This window comes from Sporomusa termitida (assembly GCF_007641255.1).
GTDB lineage: Bacteria > Bacillota > Negativicutes > Sporomusales > Sporomusaceae > Sporomusa > Sporomusa termitida.
Genome location: NZ_CP036259.1, coordinates 2,319,870 through 2,336,050, shown reverse-complemented (window position 1 = coordinate 2,336,050; position 16,181 = coordinate 2,319,870). Strand labels below are relative to the sequence as shown.

At 49.0% G+C, this 16,181-nt stretch carries 17 protein-coding genes and 1 other annotated feature; of the genes, 15 read left to right on the top strand and 2 right to left on the bottom strand.

Annotated features, from left to right (window positions below):
• Window positions 1-67 precede the first annotated feature (67 nt).
• Window positions 68-196: a hypothetical protein gene (locus tag SPTER_RS25650; RefSeq protein WP_281289521.1), complete on the top strand. Its 129-nt coding sequence runs from the start codon at window positions 68-70 to the stop codon at window positions 194-196.
• A gap of 70 nt (window positions 197-266) precedes the next feature.
• On the opposite strand, the gene SPTER_RS10870 is transcribed toward SPTER_RS25650, so the two are convergent.
• Window positions 267-2,447 (bottom strand): transglycosylase domain-containing protein, encoded by a 2,181-nt coding sequence (locus tag SPTER_RS10870; RefSeq protein ID WP_144350432.1) that lies wholly within the window; start codon window positions 2,445-2,447, stop codon window positions 267-269.
• 388 nt (window positions 2,448-2,835) lie between these two features.
• Window positions 2,836-3,231: a binding site (T-box leader), on the top strand.
• Window positions 3,232-3,288: 57 nt separating this feature from the next.
• On the opposite strand from SPTER_RS10870, the gene tyrS reads away from it, so the two are divergent.
• Complete coding sequence (tyrS, locus tag SPTER_RS10865) at window positions 3,289-4,506, top strand: tyrosine--tRNA ligase (RefSeq protein WP_144350431.1); 1,218 nt, start codon at window positions 3,289-3,291, stop codon at window positions 4,504-4,506.
• A 49-nt stretch (window positions 4,507-4,555) separates the two neighbouring features.
• On the opposite strand, the gene SPTER_RS10860 is transcribed toward tyrS, so the two are convergent.
• Complete coding sequence (locus tag SPTER_RS10860) at window positions 4,556-4,885, bottom strand: small, acid-soluble spore protein, alpha/beta type (protein ID WP_144350430.1); 330 nt, start codon at window positions 4,883-4,885, stop codon at window positions 4,556-4,558.
• A 184-nt stretch (window positions 4,886-5,069) separates the two neighbouring features.
• On the opposite strand from SPTER_RS10860, the gene yunB reads away from it, so the two are divergent.
• The 13 genes from yunB to queA all read left to right on the top strand — a co-directional run bounded on the left by yunB (window position 5,070) and on the right by queA (window position 16,176).
• Complete coding sequence (gene yunB / locus SPTER_RS10855; RefSeq protein WP_144350429.1) at window positions 5,070-5,768, top strand: sporulation protein YunB; 699 nt, start codon at window positions 5,070-5,072, stop codon at window positions 5,766-5,768.
• A 141-nt stretch (window positions 5,769-5,909) separates the two neighbouring features.
• Window positions 5,910-6,161, top strand: coding sequence for a (2Fe-2S) ferredoxin domain-containing protein (locus SPTER_RS10850; RefSeq protein WP_144350428.1), 252 nt, complete (start codon window positions 5,910-5,912; stop codon window positions 6,159-6,161).
• Complete coding sequence (locus SPTER_RS10845; RefSeq protein WP_246105569.1) at window positions 6,118-7,872, top strand: [Fe-Fe] hydrogenase large subunit C-terminal domain-containing protein; 1,755 nt, start codon at window positions 6,118-6,120, stop codon at window positions 7,870-7,872. The genes SPTER_RS10850 and SPTER_RS10845 overlap by 44 nt, the downstream gene beginning before the upstream one ends.
• Window positions 7,872-9,023 carry a SpoIIE family protein phosphatase gene (locus tag SPTER_RS10840; RefSeq protein ID WP_144350427.1) on the top strand — a complete coding sequence of 384 codons (1,152 nt, stop codon included), beginning with the start codon at window positions 7,872-7,874 and terminating at the stop codon, window positions 9,021-9,023. The genes SPTER_RS10845 and SPTER_RS10840 overlap by 1 nt, the downstream gene beginning before the upstream one ends.
• A 73-nt stretch (window positions 9,024-9,096) precedes the next feature.
• Window positions 9,097-9,834: a YebC/PmpR family DNA-binding transcriptional regulator gene (locus SPTER_RS10835; RefSeq protein WP_144350426.1), complete on the top strand. Its 738-nt coding sequence runs from the start codon at window positions 9,097-9,099 to the stop codon at window positions 9,832-9,834.
• Between the two features lie 112 nt (window positions 9,835-9,946).
• Window positions 9,947-10,564, top strand: a complete 618-nt coding sequence (locus SPTER_RS10830) for a BofC C-terminal domain-containing protein (RefSeq protein ID WP_144350425.1) — start codon at window positions 9,947-9,949, stop codon at window positions 10,562-10,564.
• Window positions 10,565-10,649: 85 nt separating this feature from the next.
• Complete coding sequence (ruvC, locus tag SPTER_RS10825; protein WP_144350424.1) at window positions 10,650-11,156, top strand: crossover junction endodeoxyribonuclease RuvC; 507 nt, start codon at window positions 10,650-10,652, stop codon at window positions 11,154-11,156.
• Window positions 11,140-11,763, top strand: a complete 624-nt coding sequence (gene ruvA / locus SPTER_RS10820) for a Holliday junction branch migration protein RuvA (protein ID WP_144350423.1) — start codon at window positions 11,140-11,142, stop codon at window positions 11,761-11,763. The genes ruvC and ruvA overlap by 17 nt, the downstream gene beginning before the upstream one ends.
• 34 nt (window positions 11,764-11,797) lie before the next feature.
• Entirely contained in the window at window positions 11,798-12,805 is a 1,008-nt protein-coding gene (gene ruvB, locus SPTER_RS10815) for a Holliday junction branch migration DNA helicase RuvB (RefSeq protein ID WP_425474364.1), read from the top strand.
• A 13-nt stretch (window positions 12,806-12,818) separates the two neighbouring features.
• Window positions 12,819-13,373 (top strand): epoxyqueuosine reductase QueH, encoded by a 555-nt coding sequence (locus SPTER_RS10810; protein WP_144350422.1) that lies wholly within the window; start codon window positions 12,819-12,821, stop codon window positions 13,371-13,373.
• A complete protein-coding gene (locus SPTER_RS10805) occupies window positions 13,373-13,600 on the top strand; it encodes a DUF2905 domain-containing protein (RefSeq protein ID WP_144350421.1) in 228 nt (75 codons plus the stop codon). Before SPTER_RS10810 ends, SPTER_RS10805 begins: the two co-directional genes overlap by 1 nt.
• A gap of 16 nt (window positions 13,601-13,616) precedes the next feature.
• Window positions 13,617-14,975 (top strand): SpoIID/LytB domain-containing protein, encoded by a 1,359-nt coding sequence (locus SPTER_RS10800; protein ID WP_170233237.1) that lies wholly within the window; start codon window positions 13,617-13,619, stop codon window positions 14,973-14,975.
• Between the two features lie 181 nt (window positions 14,976-15,156).
• On the top strand, window positions 15,157-16,176 hold the full coding sequence (gene queA / locus SPTER_RS10795) for a tRNA preQ1(34) S-adenosylmethionine ribosyltransferase-isomerase QueA (RefSeq protein ID WP_144350419.1): 1,020 nt from the start codon (window positions 15,157-15,159) through the stop codon (window positions 16,174-16,176).
• Window positions 16,177-16,181 lie beyond the last annotated feature (5 nt).

Genomic DNA, 16,181 nt, shown 5'->3' with positions numbered 1-16,181 from the left:
AACAGGGTTCAGATATTAAGGGTAAGAACAGAAAGAAATTTTCAGGAGATTGGGAGGAGGAAATATAATGGCACGTGGGTTTGGCGGTTGCGGAGGTTTTGGTGGTGGGTTTGGCGGTAGCTGGATCATTATTATAATAATTATTATTTTACTTCTTTGTTTTTGTGACAACGACAAAGGAATTAGCAGTTGCTAACCTCTATTAAATGTATATGCAACAGAGGAAAAAAACACGCGTAAAATTTACGCGTGTTTTTTTTTGCGAACTAATTCTTTTTTATCGGTGCGTTGGGTTTAGGAGGGGGCGGCGGTGCCAGGGGGGATAATGGACTGGTATCGCTCTTTACCGGCGGTGGCGGCGGCGGTACTTTCTCATCGCTGCCAGGCTCCCCGCTGCTGCCGCCGGCATCAGGGTTGCTGTCTTTGCCGTCTTTATTGTCCGTAGCATCTTTGGTTACGGTTGCTGTTGAAAGCTTGTTAGGCTGAGTCCCTTCAACAAAAATCTCATTGCGGCCATCCGGATTGGTTGGATCAGTAAGCAGTAAGCCATCTTTGACTGATATGCGGGCCGAGACGATGCCCGCCGGCCTTACGAAATCACGGGCAACATACTTAGCAGCCACATCACGCATAAAACTTCGCCAGATATTGGCAGGAATGGTGCCGCCGGTAACACCGCCTAAATATTCCGGACTGTCGCAACCCATCCAGACTGCGGCGACTAAGTCCGGGGTAAAGCCCACAAACCAGGCATCTTTATAGTCACTGGTCGTGCCGGTCTTCCCGGCGGCAGGCCGCCCAAAGTAAGCACCGGTGCCTGTGCCGCTGGTCATTACTCCCCGCAGCATATCGGTAAGAAGATAGGCACTGCGCTCATTGATAACAACTTTCTCTTTCGGTGTGGACTGTTCGATTACTTTGCCAGTGCGATCGACAATTTTGATAATGGCTGTCGGTTCAACCCGGATACCATTATTGGCCAATACGCCATAGGCACTGGTAATTTCCAGGGGCGTAACACCACGGGTAAGACCGCCGAGCGACATAGCCAGATTGCGGTCATTGGTATTGCCTTTTAATACCAGGGTGGAAATACCCATTTGTTGCGCATAATATAAGGCTTTATCAATCCCTGTTTGTTGTGCCAGTTTTACTGTTACAATATTGAGCGATTGTTCCAGGGCGGACCGCAGGGTTACAGGACCGCGAAATTTTCGGTCATAGTTCACCGGCGACCAGCTGCCGAAGCTGATTGGACTGTCATCAATAATGCTGGCGGTGGTAAGACCGCTTTCAATCGCTGCTAAATACACAAAGGGCTTAAAGGCAGAACCAGGCTGGCGTTCCGCTAAGACCGCCCGGTTAAACTGGTCATTGCCGCGCCCGCCGACCATGGCTTTAATATGGCCGGTCTGGGGCTCGATTGCCACTAAGGCTCCCTGCGGCTGTTTGATACCGTTTTCGGTACGTTTGGTAGGGAGTTGGTTCATGGCCTGCTCAGCAGCAGCCTGCATTTCCAGGTCAAGGGTTGTATATACCTTAAGGCCGTCTTTATAAACGGCGTCAGCCCCATATTTATCAATGAGCTGCTGCATAATATAATCAGTAAAATAGGAAGCAGTTGACATGTTGGCAACCGAACGGGTAGCCAGCTTAATCTCCGTGGCTCGGGCTTTAGCCGCGGTTGCTGCGTCAATATAGCCATATTTAACCATTTGGTCGAGTACAATCGACTGGCGTTCTTTGGCGGCTTTCATATTGCTGGCGGGAGAATAATAGTTAGGGCTTTTGGGGATCCCGGCAATCATTGCACATTCGGCTAAATTCAGATCCTCAACATTTTTGCCAAAATATATCTGCGCAGCGGTTTGGACCCCATAAGCCCCCTGACCAAAATAAATTTGGTTCATATACATCTCTAATATCTCATTTTTGCTGTACTGGCGTTCGATCTGCAAAGACAAAAATGCTTCCTGGATTTTACGCTTAATTGTCTGTTCCTGTGAAAGCAGGGCATTTCTGGCTAGCTGCTGGGTGATTGTACTGCCGCCTTCAGATATACCTCTGTCAGCGAGGTTGGACCAGACTGCCCGCAAGATCCCCCGGGGATCAACACCGCTGTGCTGATAAAAACGGGTGTCCTCGGCCGAAATAAATGCATTTTGCAAGTGTTTAGGGATTTTATTGAGTGATACAGGTAACCGGTTTTCCACGGAATGGATTGTCGTTATCAGTTTGCCGTTGGCATCAAAAATCTGTGATGAAACAGCCGGACGTATTTCTCCTTGCAAAGTGGGCATGGTATGGATACTGGCTGTTAAAAAACCCAGGCCGGCGCCGGTCAGCATAACCAGGAAGACAACAACCGCCAGCACTGTAATTGTGCGTGTGGCTTTCCTGGGTTTGCGCCGGTTGGTTTCTTTGCTTTTATGGTCTTTATCTTGCATGGCTTTCTCCCCTTACAAATTCTTTATAAGTTCAATGTAGTGCAGTCAATCTAACCTGAATTTTCAAACCGGTCACGGTACTAGTACCGTGCGTCACCTAAAAATTTGGCTTAGATTGCGGTCTTTTTCCGCCCTGCTTCGTTGTCGGCGCCTTGCATATGTCCGATATGCGCGGCTTCTCCGCCTCGCAGGACAAAAAAATCCTCGCACTCTAATCGCAAATTCTAAGTGACGCACGGTACCAGGATTTGATTCGCTAATCATTATACCACAAAAAATTAGCATGCGGCTTAAAAAGTGCTAAAATAGATCCTTGCACATTGGTTGGATGACTAAAATTGACAACCCGGTTTTCTTCGGGTATAGTATATATAGTAAAATATATGCGCAATATGTGATGAATGGGAAAAGTAAGCTGAATGAGCCTCGCAGAGAGCCAGGGGATGGTGGAACCCGGCAGGTGAACCGGCTGAAATTACACCTATGAGCAGCAGGCTGAACATGGATAGTAGCTTGTCAGCTCTAAAACGGCAGAATAATGGCGAGGCTATTCTTCGCAAACCAAGGCGGCGCGGGCGGCATACCGGACGTATGCTGACTGCGGCCAACTAAGGGTTGCGGAAAATAGACCGTCAGTATTCACCGGATTAGGGCTGACAAGCTGCTCGCAGTAGGCTGGGCCGGACGCCACCGTTACAAGGCCTGATAGAAGTTTTTAACTTCGCTTGAGAGGCTGATATTTCAGCAACAAGGGTGGTACCACGGGTTGTTCCCCGTCCCTGACCAGGGACGGTTTTTTATTTTTACCGGATGAATCCGGGCAATGAAGGAGGAGTTGGCAATGTCTGTACTAAACACACTCAAAGAACGGGGATTTATCCAGCAGTTAACCCATGAAGAAGAAATCGGTGAACTATTGGCCAAGGAAAAAATCACCTTTTATATTGGCTTTGACCCCACGGCCGATAGTCTGCACGTCGGTCATTTCCTGGGCATGATGGTGATGGCCCATATGCAGCAGGCCGGTCACCGTCCCATTTGTCTGATCGGCGGTGGTACGGCGATGGTCGGAGATCCTTCCGGCAAAGCCGATATGCGGAAGATGATGACAACGGAAACGATTGCCCATAACGGTGAGCGCTTTAAAAAACAGATGCAGCGGTTTATCGATTTTTCTGATGACAAGGCTTTAATGGCAAATAACGCCGAATGGTTGTTAACCCTCAACTATGTGCAGTTTTTGCGGGATATTGGCGTGCATTTTTCCGTCAATCGCATGCTGACTGCCGAGTGTTTTAAACAGCGGCTGGATAAAGGCTTATCCTTCCTGGAGTTTAATTATATGTTAATGCAGGGCTATGACTTCCTGGAGCTTAACCGCCGCTTTGACTGTATTATGCAGATGGGCGGTGATGATCAGTGGTCCAACATCCTGGCGGGGGCGGATCTTATCAGGCGTAAGGAAGGCAAACTGGCCTATGGCCTGACTTTTACCCTGCTGACGACCAGTGACGGGCGCAAGATGGGCAAGACGGAAAAAGGAGCTCTCTGGCTGGATGCTGAGAAAACCTCACCCTATGATTTTTATCAGTACTGGCGTAACGTTGATGACGCCGATGTAGAAAAATGTCTCGCACTCCTTACCTTTTTACCGATGGCCGAGGTCCGGCGGCTGGGCGCTCTTAAGGACAAGGAAATTAATATTGCCAAGAAAACACTGGCCTTTGAGGTAACTAAGCTGATTCACGGTCAATATGAAGCCGAGAAAGCGCAACAGGCGGCGGAAGCCTTGTTTGGCGGCGCCGGCAAACTGGATAATGCCCCCACGGTGGCGGTAACGGCTGATACAATCGGGGCTAAGTTGCTGGATGTGCTTGTGAGTACCGGCATTATCCCTTCTAAAAGTGAGGGCCGCAGACTCATTCAGCAAGGTGGGCTTTATGTCGGCGATGCCAAGGTTGCCGATCCGGATTTTCTGCTTGCCGCCGGCCTGTTTGAAAATAACAGCCTGCTGGTTCGTAAAGGCAAGAAGAATTATCACCGGATTATTATTAAGTAACCTGACAGGAGAATAAAAACTGGGTCGCACCTGCGACCCAGTTTTATTTTCACCGCTTGCCTGCCAGCTGTTTTTTTACCTCCTCAAGGGTTGTGCCATCAACAGGAGCCATTTGTGCTTCCGCCATTGCCATCAGGTTTTTGACCATTTGTCCGCCGCTATGTCCGCCCATGGAGCCGCCGATTTTTCCAGCCTCACCGGTCGTCATGCTTTGCCGGCCGGCAGTGTCAATTTTTTCTTTAAACCCCAGTTCTTCGGCACTCTCAGTTTTCCTCTCATTTACAACACTTTTGCAGCTGGCGCTGGTTATTTCTGTATTCATTGTGTTGCCAAGGGTTTCATTGGCAACACTCATTTTTAACTTTTCTAAACGATCCATTGGCGATCGCCTCCCGGTATTTTTATTGGTAAGGCCGATAAAAGAGTCTTCACTAATTGGATACAATATAGTATTCCCGGTGATTTTATTATAATGTTTTGTAATATATGAGTAACTAATAACCAGCTTTGACCATATATATAATTAATAAACGAAGTAATGGTGGTTTAGAGGAGGGGGAGACATGCGGTTTTCAGTGCGGCGAAAGCGTACAATGCCACTCTTGCCACTAGTCATCATCGCCTTGGGGAGTGTATTATTGTTCTTTTTCTGGCAGATTGAAACTCACCTAAAGCCAACACTGATGGCGATTGCGGAAGCAAGAGCCACCTTTATCGCAACCTACGCGATTAACAATGTCATTAACAATGAAGTCAGTCTGACTGTTGATCCCAAGACGCTGGTAAACGTCACCCTTGATGAACATGGCCGGGTAGTGCTTATTCAACCGAATACGATGGAATTTAACAGGCTGGCAGCCGATACGACGATGAAAGTCCAGGATGGGCTGCGGGCAGTTAAGGAAGAGAAGATACGTATTCCGATTGGTCAGGTGTTTGGCAGTCAGATGCTGGCTAGTTGGGGTCCTAAAATTACCGTTACGATCATTCCTGTCGGTACGGTCCAGGTTAAAGTAATTGATAAGTTTGAGCAAGCCGGTATTAACCAAACCCGGCATATGGTTTACCTTGTTGCTACTACCCAGGTCCGTATTGTTGTGCCGCTGGTCAGTGAAAGCGTAAGTATTAATACGCAGGTGCCTATTGCCGAATACGTTGTTGTCGGGGAAGTTCCCAATACATATGTTCAGTTTCCATTTCCGTTAAACAGTGATATGTTGAATGGCAGTAATGGTGGTAATAATGCTAATTCCGGCCATTGAACCAGCGTAGTGTTGTGGACGGCAGTAGCGCGAGCCTGCTAAAAGCACATGTTGCATAACATGTGCTTTTAGCGTAGAATAGATAAGAGTAATTGTTTTGTGTTGATAGTGAAAAATTTCACATTATATTGAGGTGTAGTCATGTTAAAGCTGTCAATCTGCTTTGGAAGTGCCTGCCACTTGCGCGGGGCCTACAGTGTATTAAATGCTTTCAAAGCGTTAATTGATAAATACCAGGTGCAAAGTGAAATCGATATTGAGGGCAATTTTTGCCAGGGCCAGTGCACCGAAGGTGTTGTTATTAAGTTGAATGATGAAATTATTCATAATGTAGCCAAAGAAAAAGTGCATGACATATTTGTGGAAAAAGTGTTGGGAGGGAAACCTCATTAACACCATCCTCACCCATAAAGTGAATTGCCGGGATTGTTTCCGCTGTGTACGGTCTTGCCCGGTAAAAGCTATTGCTATTAATAAAGGTCATGCCCGTGTTATTGAAGAACGCTGTATACTTTGTGGCCGGTGTGTCCGGGAATGCCCGCAGCAGGCCAAACAAGTGGACAATCAACTGCAGCCCATGCTGGCAGCAATCAGCCAGGGAAAACGCGTTGTTGTGAGTTTGGCTCCTTCTTATATTGCTGCTTTTCCGGGACATACGCTATCCGGACTGGCTGAATGTTTACTCCAGGCCGGTGTTACCGCCGTGGCGGAAACGGCAGAAGCAGCCGACAAAATTTCCGAACTATATGGCACATACCTGCAAAACATCAAGCCTGGGGATAATACCCTGATTACTTCCTGCTGCCCGGTGGTTGTGAACATTATCGAGCAGTACTATCCGCTGTTAGTCACTAACCTTGCTCCGGTTATATCGCCAATGCTGGCCCACGCGAAGATGATTAGAAATCAGTATGGGCCGGACACTTTTGTTGTATTTGCCGGACCCTGTATTGCCAAAATGGCTGAGGGTTGCGAAGGTTCTCAGGCGGATGCTGTTATTACCTTTGAGCAATTAGAAGCATGGTTACAGGGCTTACCTGCTTATATTCATAAAGCTGTTTCGCCGGCAACGCCCTTATTGCCGCCAGGCACTCCCGGCCCGGGCCGGTACTTTCCGGTAAGCGGGGGAATACTGCGGCCATGGGTTGCGCCGGCGGACTGTGACGATATTATCGCAATCGATGGCCTTGAAAACTGCCTGGAAGTATTCGCGGCCCTGAGTAAGAGCGAGTTTACCCCCACGTTTATTGAAGCGATGGCTTGTACCGGCGGATGTGTGGGGGGGCCGGCCATGGGGGGGGGTCAGTTGCTGCCGGTTAAACGCAATAAGATCATTACTTATGCCAAAATGGCAATGGACACTGCCTGCCCATACCCGGCTGCCACCGGTACAATCGACCTGCGGCGCCAGTACCAGTCCCGACCTGTTAATGCCGTCACCCCTGCCGAAGACGAGATCAGGGACATTCTTAAACAAACAGGTAAATTTTCGGCAAAAGATGAAAAAAACTGTGGCGCCTGCGGGTATGACAGTTGCCGCGCCAAGGCTGTAGCTGTATTTCAGGGGCTGGCCGAATTAGAGATGTGTGTTCCCTATATGCGTTCTAAAGCCGAATCCTTTGCCAACATTATTGTGGAGAACTCCCTCAATGCCATCATTGCCGTTAATGAGAAAATGATTATTAAGGAATTTAATCCGGCAGTTAAACGAATGTTTGGTGCCGGTAAAGAAATTTTTAAAGGCATGAGCTTAACCGAGCTGTTTGACTGCTCGGATTTTATTGCCACGGCTCAATTTGGTCACAAGATTGTGGGCAAAAGGGTGGAATATTCCCAGTATGGCATCATTACCGAACAAATGATTATTCCGGTGCCTGAACATGGCCTGGTTATTGCCATCATTACCGACGTGACCGCCCATGAACAAAAAAGCCGGGAGCTGCAGCAAATGAAGCTTGAAACTGTGAGCAAAGCAACGGAGATTATTAATAAGCAGATGCAGGTCGCACAAGAGATTGCCGGTTTGCTGGGAGAAACTACAGCGGAAACAAAATCGGCGCTGTTGGAAATGATTATGTTAATTAAAAGCAAGGGTGACATGTAATGCAGCGGCTTCATGCCGAGGTCGGCTTAGCCCAATTATCTAAAGTCGGTGAAGAATTATGCGGTGATAATGTTGACATTGTCAGAACGCCGGCAGCAACAATTATCGTCATGTCCGACGGGCTTGGCAGCGGTGTCAAAGCCAATATCTTAGCTACCTTGACTACCAAAATTGCTACGGTTATGCTTAAACGCGGCATCCCCCTGGCGGATGTGGTAAACACGATTGCGGAAACACTGCCGGTATGCCGGCAGCGTAAGATTGCCTACTCGACCCTGCATATCATAAAAATTGCTCCGAACGGACAAGCAACGGTTGTCGAGTTTGACTGCCCCGAAACCTTTCTGGTACGTAATGGCAAGGTTCTTAAGTTCCCTACCCATGAGAAGCTGGTAAGCGGCAAGACGATCCGGGAAGGCGAGCTTTGGCTCCAGCCCCAGGATATATTAGTCGCTGTAACCGACGGTGTGCTTCATGCCGGCATTGGCGGCCTGCTCAAATTAGGCTGGGGCTGGAAGGGGGTAGCAGGCCAAATCGAAAGGGAATGTGATGAAACAAGTGATGCTGAAATCATCGGCCAACACCTGATAAATTGTTGTGAAGGCTACTATGTCGGCCGGCCTGGTGACGATTCAACCGCTTTAGTGATAAAAATGCGTTACCCCCAGCAATTGACGTTATTTACCGGACCGCCCGCCGATGCCGGGCGTGACGAAGAGTATGTCACGCGGCTGCTGGCCGAAACGGGAAAAAAAGTGGTCGCCGGCGGGACTACTGCTCAAATCGTCAGTAAAATAAGCAATTGTCCGCTTACGGTGGATTTGACCTGCCAGGACCCGCAGATTCCGCCCATCGGCTATATTGACGGGATCGATTTAGTGACAGAGGGTGTGCTGACGTTGCATGCCGCAGCTGACCGGTTGACAATGACGAAAAACCTGCGCAGTACCCATAAGAAAGATGGGGCTACCTTATTGGCCAAATTGCTGCTGGCGGCTGACAAAATTAAGATTTTTGCCGGTTTGGCCGTTAATCCGGCTCACCAGAATCCAGGTTTTCCGCTGCAGATGAATATCAAATCCCAGGTACTGAAAAAATTAAAAGCCGTATTAGAAGCTAAAGGCAAAGAGGTAGTCATTGAGTGGATTTAAAAATGAGCTTTGCCAATACCTGACTATTATGTTACAATATTGGCGATTCACATAGTCTGAGAGGAGTATTACAATGTCGGGACATTCAAAATGGGCCAATATAAAACACAAAAAAGGCAAAATGGATGCCGTTCGCGGCAAGGTTACTACCAAGATTGGCCGTGAAATTACGATTGCCGTAAGACTGGGCGGCTCTGACCCTACAGGTAACATGCGTTTAAAACTGGCGCTGCAAAAAGCAAAAGAAAACAATATTCCGAAAGAGAATATTCAACGGGCAATTCAAAAAGGCGCGGGAGCCCTTGAAGGCAGTAATTATGAAGAAATAAGCTATGAAGGCTATGGACCCGGCGGGGTTGCTATCATGGTTGAGGCCATGACTGACAATCGTAACCGGACGGCTGCCGATGTAAGACATCTGTTTGCGAAATTTGGCGGTAATCTTGGTGAGTCCGGGTGCGTTGCCTGGATGTTTAAACAAAAGGGGATATTTATTATTGAGCAGGACGGGCTTAATGAAGAAGAGTTGATGCTCCTGGCGCTGGATGCAGGGGCCGAGGATTTTGAGGCGGTTGACAGTCAGTTTGAAATAACGACAGCCCCTGATGATTTTGAAAAGGTGCAGGCAGCGTTAGAAGAAAATAATATAAAAACAGTGGTTGCCCGCATCACCATGGTGCCGGAAACGGCAACCAGTCTGGCCGGCGATGAGGCGGCAAAGATGATGAAGCTTCTGGATGCCCTTGAAGATCATGATGATCTTCAGGAAGTATATACCAACTTTGATATTCCTGAAGATATGGAAGATTAATTGAGCAGGCTGCAGCCTGCTTATTATTTTGACGTTTAAATTGCAGGCGGGTATAATTTTTGTATAATTTGGAAAAAATACTGGCAACACTAAAGAAAGGAGTGTTGTCTAAATGTCGTTTAAAAATTTATTTGACAAAATTTCCGCGCTTCGCCCTGCCAAGTGGCTTAGCAAACCGGTATGTCTCCGGCCGGTTGTGATTGGCGGCCTAATTTTATTATTATCTGGCATCGGTTATTATGTGTTCCAGGTAAATGATGGCGGCAGCCTGCTGGTTCCGCCCCCAGAGAGTGAAGTTGTAAAACAGGATGGAAAAATTAAAATTTCCGCTGCTACAGATATAATCCAAAAAATCACGTATACAAAATGCAATGACCAGGAAATCTTTAAAACGAAGCCGCCTGACAATTTAGTGGGTCTTAATTTCAACCAGGTGCAAAGAATCTATAATGGCTGGTCAATTGAGAAGTTTGATACCAAAGAGATTGAAATGTCGCTGAAGGTGGATAGCCTGTGCCGCGAACATGCCAATAATATGTTTATTGGCATCAAGGACGACAAAGTAACGGTTTTCTACGGTGTACCCGGTCCTAAAGCCATTGTTAAGGAAATGACTAAAATACCGGTTACGGCACTAATGCCGCAGGATGTCCAGGAATTACGGCAGGGCCTGGTGGTACAGTCCAAAGAGGAGTTATTAAAAACATTAGAAGGAATGCAGGCCCGATAAAGAGAGGGAAACCTCTCTTTTTGCTTTTTTTAACAGGATAATGACCAAAAGCTGTCGAATATAACGGAGAAAAAGGGGGCAGCAAATGATAGCATTAGGAATCGACCCCGGCACAGCGATCTGTGGTTATGGATTGGTCGAGGCACAAGGCAGCAGAATAAGAGCGCTTACCTATGGTGTTGTTGAAACTACGCCGGACATGGCGGGCGCGATGCGGCTGAAGAAAGTTCACCAGGAGATTGATCTGCTTATTAAGCAATATAACCCGGATATTATGGGTGTTGAGCAATTATTTATGAATAAGAATGTACGGACGGTCATGGCGGTGGGCCAGGCCCGGGGGGTTATCCTCCTGGCGGCAGCGCAAAATGCCCTGAAACTGGCCGAATACACACCCTTGCAGGTAAAACAGGCTGTTACCGGGTATGGAAAAGCGACTAAGGAACAAGTAATCTATATGACGCAGCGATTGTTGAATTTACCCGGCAAACCGCATCCGGATGATGCTGCCGACGCCCTGGCAGTGGCCATTTGCACGATCCACTGCGGGAATATAAACAGGATGAGGATAACAAATGATAGGTTATGTTAAAGGCATAGTTACTCATTTATTTGCCGATTATTGTTTTGTTGATGTCCAGGGGATTGGCTACCGGCTGTTTATTCCCCATTCAACCAGGCAAAAGCTGGTAACCGGCCAGCCGGCTACCTTATTTACTTATCTGAACGTACGGGAGGATGCATTAACCTTACATGGCTTTTACACGCAGGCAGAATATGAGCTATTCCTGCACCTGATTTCGGTATCCGGGATTGGACCCAAGGTGGCTGCCGGTGTTTTATCAGCGATTACACCGCCTAATTTCCAGGCTGCCATTAGTGCCAATAATGCGGCCATACTGACAAAATTACCTGGTATCGGTAAAAAGACGGCGGAACGGATCATCCTGGAATTAAAAGATAAAATGGGTATTGGTGCTGAGTTTAATGCCGGTTCTCCCGGGCAACAAACCACTGATCCGGCCCTGCAGGGGGATATCCTGCAGGAGACTGTCCAGGCACTGGCGGCCCTGGGCTACAGCCAGGCCGAAACAATCCCGGTTATTAAAAAGGTGTATGAACGGGAAGTAAGCACCCAGGCAGAGTTGTCGCTGGAGCATTTGCTCAGGCTTACATTAAAGGAATTTGGCCGGAGGTAACGTGGGAGGTATCAAGCTGGTGGAAGAACGTGTTATGGAGCCCGGCGAGCTGGAGGTTGACTCATGGCAGTATAGTCTGCGGCCCCGGCGCCTAGTCGAATATATTGGCCAGGATCAGGTAAAAAATAATCTCTCAATATTTGTTCAGGCCGCACTGGCCAGAGGCGAAGCGCTTGACCATGTATTGTTATACGGTCCGCCCGGCCTGGGGAAAACTACCCTGGCGGGCATCGTCGCCAACGAACTTGGCGTTAATTTCCGGATTACATCAGGTCCGGCGATTGAGCGCCCTGGTGACCTGGCTTCATTGCTAACCAATCTGGGCGAGAAGGATGTACTGTTTATTGACGAGATCCACCGCCTGTCCCGGGTGGTAGAAGAAGTTTTGTATTCAGCAATGGAAGATTATGCCCTTGACATTATTATTGGCAAAGGCCCGTCGGCCCGCTCCATTCGTCTGGATTTACCCAAATTTACGCTGATCGGGGCGACAACCAAAGCCGGCGCTCTGGCGGCACCGCTGCGTGACAGATTTGGGGTAATTTGTCGTCTGGAGTATTATAAAGCAGAGCATTTGGTATGTATCGTCAACAGAGCCGCTGAAATTCTTAAAGTAGACATTGAACCGCGGGGGGCGCAGGAGATTGCCCGGCGTTCACGCGGCACACCCCGCATTGCCAACCGTCTCCTGAAACGGGTACGTGATTTTGCCCAGGTAACCAGTAATGGCATCATCACCGATGCCCTGGCCGACAAAGCGCTGGAACTGTTAGAAGTAGATAAGCGCGGTCTCGATAAAACCGACCGAAACATGCTGGCCGCTATTATTAAAAAGTTTAACGGCGGGCCGGTTGGCCTGGATACCCTGGCTGCGGCCATTAGTGAGGAAACAGAGACGATTGAAGATGTATATGAACCGTTTTTGCTGCAAATGGGTTTTATTGCCAGGACGCCGCGGGGGCGGATAGCCACGCCGGCTGCCTATGCGCATCTCAATCTTGCCTATGATGAGAAAAATAATTCCCAGGAAAAATTGTGGTAGGTGACGAAAGGTTATGCGTATGCTGCTGCATGTTTGTTGCGGACCTTGTTCCGTATTTCCCCTACAGCATTTACAGGAAAAATACCCCGGCGGTCAGATAACCGGCTACTTTTACAACCCTAATATTCATCCGTACAAAGAGTTTGCCAGGCGTTTGGACACGCTCAAAAATTTTGCCGGCAAAATAGGTCTCGATAATCTGGTTATTGATGAAAGCTATCCACTGGAAGAGTTTTTGCGGCAGGCGCTGACGGCAGCGGCCGGCCGCTGCCGGTATTGTTATGACCTCAGGCTGCTGCAAACGGCCCGCTATGCCAAACTGCATGGTTTTGACTGTTTCAGCACAACGCTGTTAGTCAGCCCTTACCAACAGCACGAATTAATAAAAGCAGCCGGTGAAAGCGCCGCCAGGACGGAGGGGATTGATTTCTGCTATCAGGATTTTCGCCCCGGCTGGCAGGAGGGCGTCAGAATAAGCCGGGAGCTTGAGATGTACCGCCAGCCCTACTGTGGCTGTGTGTTAAGCGAAAGAGACCGGTATTGCAAACCGGTCAGGGGGCACAACTGATGCCCGGAGGCTTTGATTCGTTCGGCAAGCTGCTGATGGTGACAGGGGCTGTGCTGCTTGTTGCCGGCCTGGTATTTCATTTTGGCGGCAAATTTTTGAGTCTGGGCCGGCTGCCGGGCGATATACATATTGAACGCGGTAATTTCAGCTTTCACTTTCCCCTGGTAACTTCTATTCTACTGAGCATTATTGTGACAATCATCCTGAACCTGATAACAAGAAAATAGCGGTGGAGGTATGCGAGTGCCTAAATTTATGTTAAAATGGATAATGTTTGTTATTTTCTTATTGTTGCCCTTAGCCGGTTATACGCACTCAGCCGATACCGGGCCCGAGGCCGACGTAGCGTTTTTTGAGCCAAGCCTGCGGGTGGGAATTGTAATTAATCAGCCCAGTGTCCAGATTTCCGCCGCGGCAAATTTTGACCTGACTGATTCTGCAACAGGGAAAGTATTGTTTGCTTTCCGCGCCGGGGATAAGGTCACTATAGCCGCCCAGGAGAAGACCCTTAGTGTTAACGGGGCGGCGGTCGCGGCCAAGGGCTTCGGGGTTGTTGTCAGGAAAAATGAAGCTTTGGAGGCCGGCGAGCAGCTGGCACAGGTTAATAATCGCCGCTACCGGGGCGGCCTCAGTATTCACCGCACAGCAGGCCAAACGGGGTTGACGGTGGTCAACACGCTGCCGGTGGAGCAATATTTGTACGGGGTTATTAAGAATGAGATCTCGCCCGCATGGCCGCTGGAGGCGGTAAAGGCGCAGGCGGTCGCTGCCCGCACCTATGCCCTGGCTAATTATAATAAGCATAAAGCCGATGGGTTTGATGTATGTTCGACAACTGACTGCCAGGTATACGGGGGCCGGGAAAGTGAAGACCCCCGGTCGCTGGCCGCGGTAGATGCAACCCGCGGCTTGGTAGTGAAACACAGCGGCAAATTAATCACCGCTTATTTTCACAGCAGCTCCGGGGGCTATACCGAAAATAGCGAGAATGTCTGGTCCACACCGTTGCCTTATTTGCGCGGGGTGGTGGGGTACGATCAGAACTGCCCTAACTTTACCTGGGAGAAGCGGCTGACCGCGGCTGAGTTTAATCAGGCAATCAGTAAAGCCGGTTACAACATTGGCAGCTTACAGGCCATCGAACTGTCCCCGCTTGCCAAGCCGCCGGTCGTCGGCGCTGACCGGGGCATATCCGGCCGGGTAAAAACGGTCCGGCTGCGGGGAAGCAACGGCAGTGCAGAAATATCAGGAACACAGTTGAGAAGTATGCTGGAACTGAAAAGTACATTATTTGATATTCGTATACCGGCTGCGGGAGCCAAAGCATTGCTGCCGGCTGTCAACGCCGATAAGAAAAAAAGGCCGTCGTCCCGCAAAAAAAACCGGCAGGCAGCCCCGCTTGATCCTAATATCCGCACATTAAGCGGCAGGCCCGATGAGGCGGTTGTAATTACCGGCTCCGGCTGGGGCCATGGGATTGGCTTGTCCCAATGGGGGGCCAAAGCGATGGCGGAGCAGGCCCCGCCTGACAATACCGAATATTTTAAGGATATATTGCAACACTACTACCAAGGGGTACAAGTCAAAAAAGCCTATTTATAGGCCATAATACTTCATCACCCTCAAAACCAATGATAGATTGTGCATCTTTTTGCGCACTGCTTCGTTGTCGTCGCCTTACATATAGCCGATATGCGCGGTTCCTCCGCCTTGCATTGCAAAAAAATCTGCGCAATCTATTCCATCGGTTTTAAGACAGATGAAGTACTAATGAGGGAGTTATATGCTGGTTTCAGATTTTGCTTACTATTTGCCGGAGGAATTAATTGCCCAACACCCGGTAGAGCCGCGCGACCAATCCCGGCTGCTGCTGCTGGACAGGCAGACCGGGCGGATTGAACATAAACAGTTTTTTAACCTGCCGCAATTTTTACAACCAGGGGATACCCTGGTTTTTAATGATACCCGGGTAATTCCAGCCAGGCTGCTGGGGGTTAAGCCCGAAACCGGGGGTAAAATTGAGGTCTTTTTATTAAACCGGACAACAAAAGATGAGTGGGAAGTGCTAGTCAAACCCGGTAAACGGGCCAAACCGGGAACGGTTATTGAATTTGGTTCGGCCTTACGGTGTGAAGTGGTGTCTGCTACTGAATTTGGCGGCCGTATTGTCAGGTTTGATTATCAGGGGATTTTTGAAGAAATCCTTGATGTGCTGGGGGAGACGCCTTTGCCGCCGTATATCAAAGCCCGGCTGACAGATAAAGAACGTTATCAGACTGTCTATGCCCGGGAGCGGGGATCGGCTGCGGCCCCTACCGCCGGGCTTCATTTTACTCGCGGCCTTATGGAAAAACTCCGGGCTATGGGGGTTAATCTGGCTTTTGTTACTCTGCATGTGGGGCTGGGGACGTTCCGGCCGGTAGCGGTGGAAAATATTACCGACCATGTAATGCATAAAGAGTATTATTCGGTACCGGCCGCAACGGCTATGGTTGTGAATAATACCCTGGCGGCAGGCAACAGGGTGATTGCCGTCGGCACCACCGCCGTGCGGACCTTGGAGACGGCCGGGGGGAACGGCCGTCTGGAGCCTGGCAGCGGCTGGACGGAGATATTTATTTACCCCGGTTATAAGTTTAACATTGTTAAAGCGATGATCACCAATTTTCACCTTCCCCAATCGACCCTGTTGATGCTGATCAGCGCCCTGGCCGGGCGGGAGAACATTTTTAACGCGTACCGGGAAGCTGTCGATAAGCGGTATCGTTTTTTCAGCTTTGGTGACGCCATGTTTATTATCTGATTTTT

What these genes read in the sequence shown, in the direction of transcription:
- SPTER_RS25650 (WP_281289521.1), top strand. Translation starts at nt 68, where the DNA reads ATGGCACGTGGGTTTGGCGGTTGCGGAGGTTTTGGTGGTGGGTTTGGC.
- SPTER_RS10870 (WP_144350432.1), bottom strand. Translation starts at nt 2,447, where the DNA reads ATGCAAGATAAAGACCATAAAAGCAAAGAAACCAACCGGCGCAAACCC.
- tyrS (WP_144350431.1), top strand. Translation starts at nt 3,289, where the DNA reads ATGTCTGTACTAAACACACTCAAAGAACGGGGATTTATCCAGCAGTTA.
- SPTER_RS10860 (WP_144350430.1), bottom strand. Translation starts at nt 4,885, where the DNA reads ATGGATCGTTTAGAAAAGTTAAAAATGAGTGTTGCCAATGAAACCCTT.
- yunB (WP_144350429.1), top strand. Translation starts at nt 5,070, where the DNA reads ATGCGGTTTTCAGTGCGGCGAAAGCGTACAATGCCACTCTTGCCACTA.
- SPTER_RS10850 (WP_144350428.1), top strand. Translation starts at nt 5,910, where the DNA reads ATGTTAAAGCTGTCAATCTGCTTTGGAAGTGCCTGCCACTTGCGCGGG.
- SPTER_RS10845 (WP_246105569.1), top strand. Translation starts at nt 6,118, where the DNA reads ATGACATATTTGTGGAAAAAGTGTTGGGAGGGAAACCTCATTAACACC.
- SPTER_RS10840 (WP_144350427.1), top strand. Translation starts at nt 7,872, where the DNA reads ATGCAGCGGCTTCATGCCGAGGTCGGCTTAGCCCAATTATCTAAAGTC.
- SPTER_RS10835 (WP_144350426.1), top strand. Translation starts at nt 9,097, where the DNA reads ATGTCGGGACATTCAAAATGGGCCAATATAAAACACAAAAAAGGCAAA.
- SPTER_RS10830 (WP_144350425.1), top strand. Translation starts at nt 9,947, where the DNA reads ATGTCGTTTAAAAATTTATTTGACAAAATTTCCGCGCTTCGCCCTGCC.
- ruvC (WP_144350424.1), top strand. Translation starts at nt 10,650, where the DNA reads ATGATAGCATTAGGAATCGACCCCGGCACAGCGATCTGTGGTTATGGA.
- ruvA (WP_144350423.1), top strand. Translation starts at nt 11,140, where the DNA reads ATGATAGGTTATGTTAAAGGCATAGTTACTCATTTATTTGCCGATTAT.
- ruvB (WP_425474364.1), top strand. Translation starts at nt 11,798, where the DNA reads ATGGAGCCCGGCGAGCTGGAGGTTGACTCATGGCAGTATAGTCTGCGG.
- SPTER_RS10810 (WP_144350422.1), top strand. Translation starts at nt 12,819, where the DNA reads ATGCGTATGCTGCTGCATGTTTGTTGCGGACCTTGTTCCGTATTTCCC.
- SPTER_RS10805 (WP_144350421.1), top strand. Translation starts at nt 13,373, where the DNA reads ATGCCCGGAGGCTTTGATTCGTTCGGCAAGCTGCTGATGGTGACAGGG.
- queA (WP_144350419.1), top strand. Translation starts at nt 15,157, where the DNA reads ATGCTGGTTTCAGATTTTGCTTACTATTTGCCGGAGGAATTAATTGCC.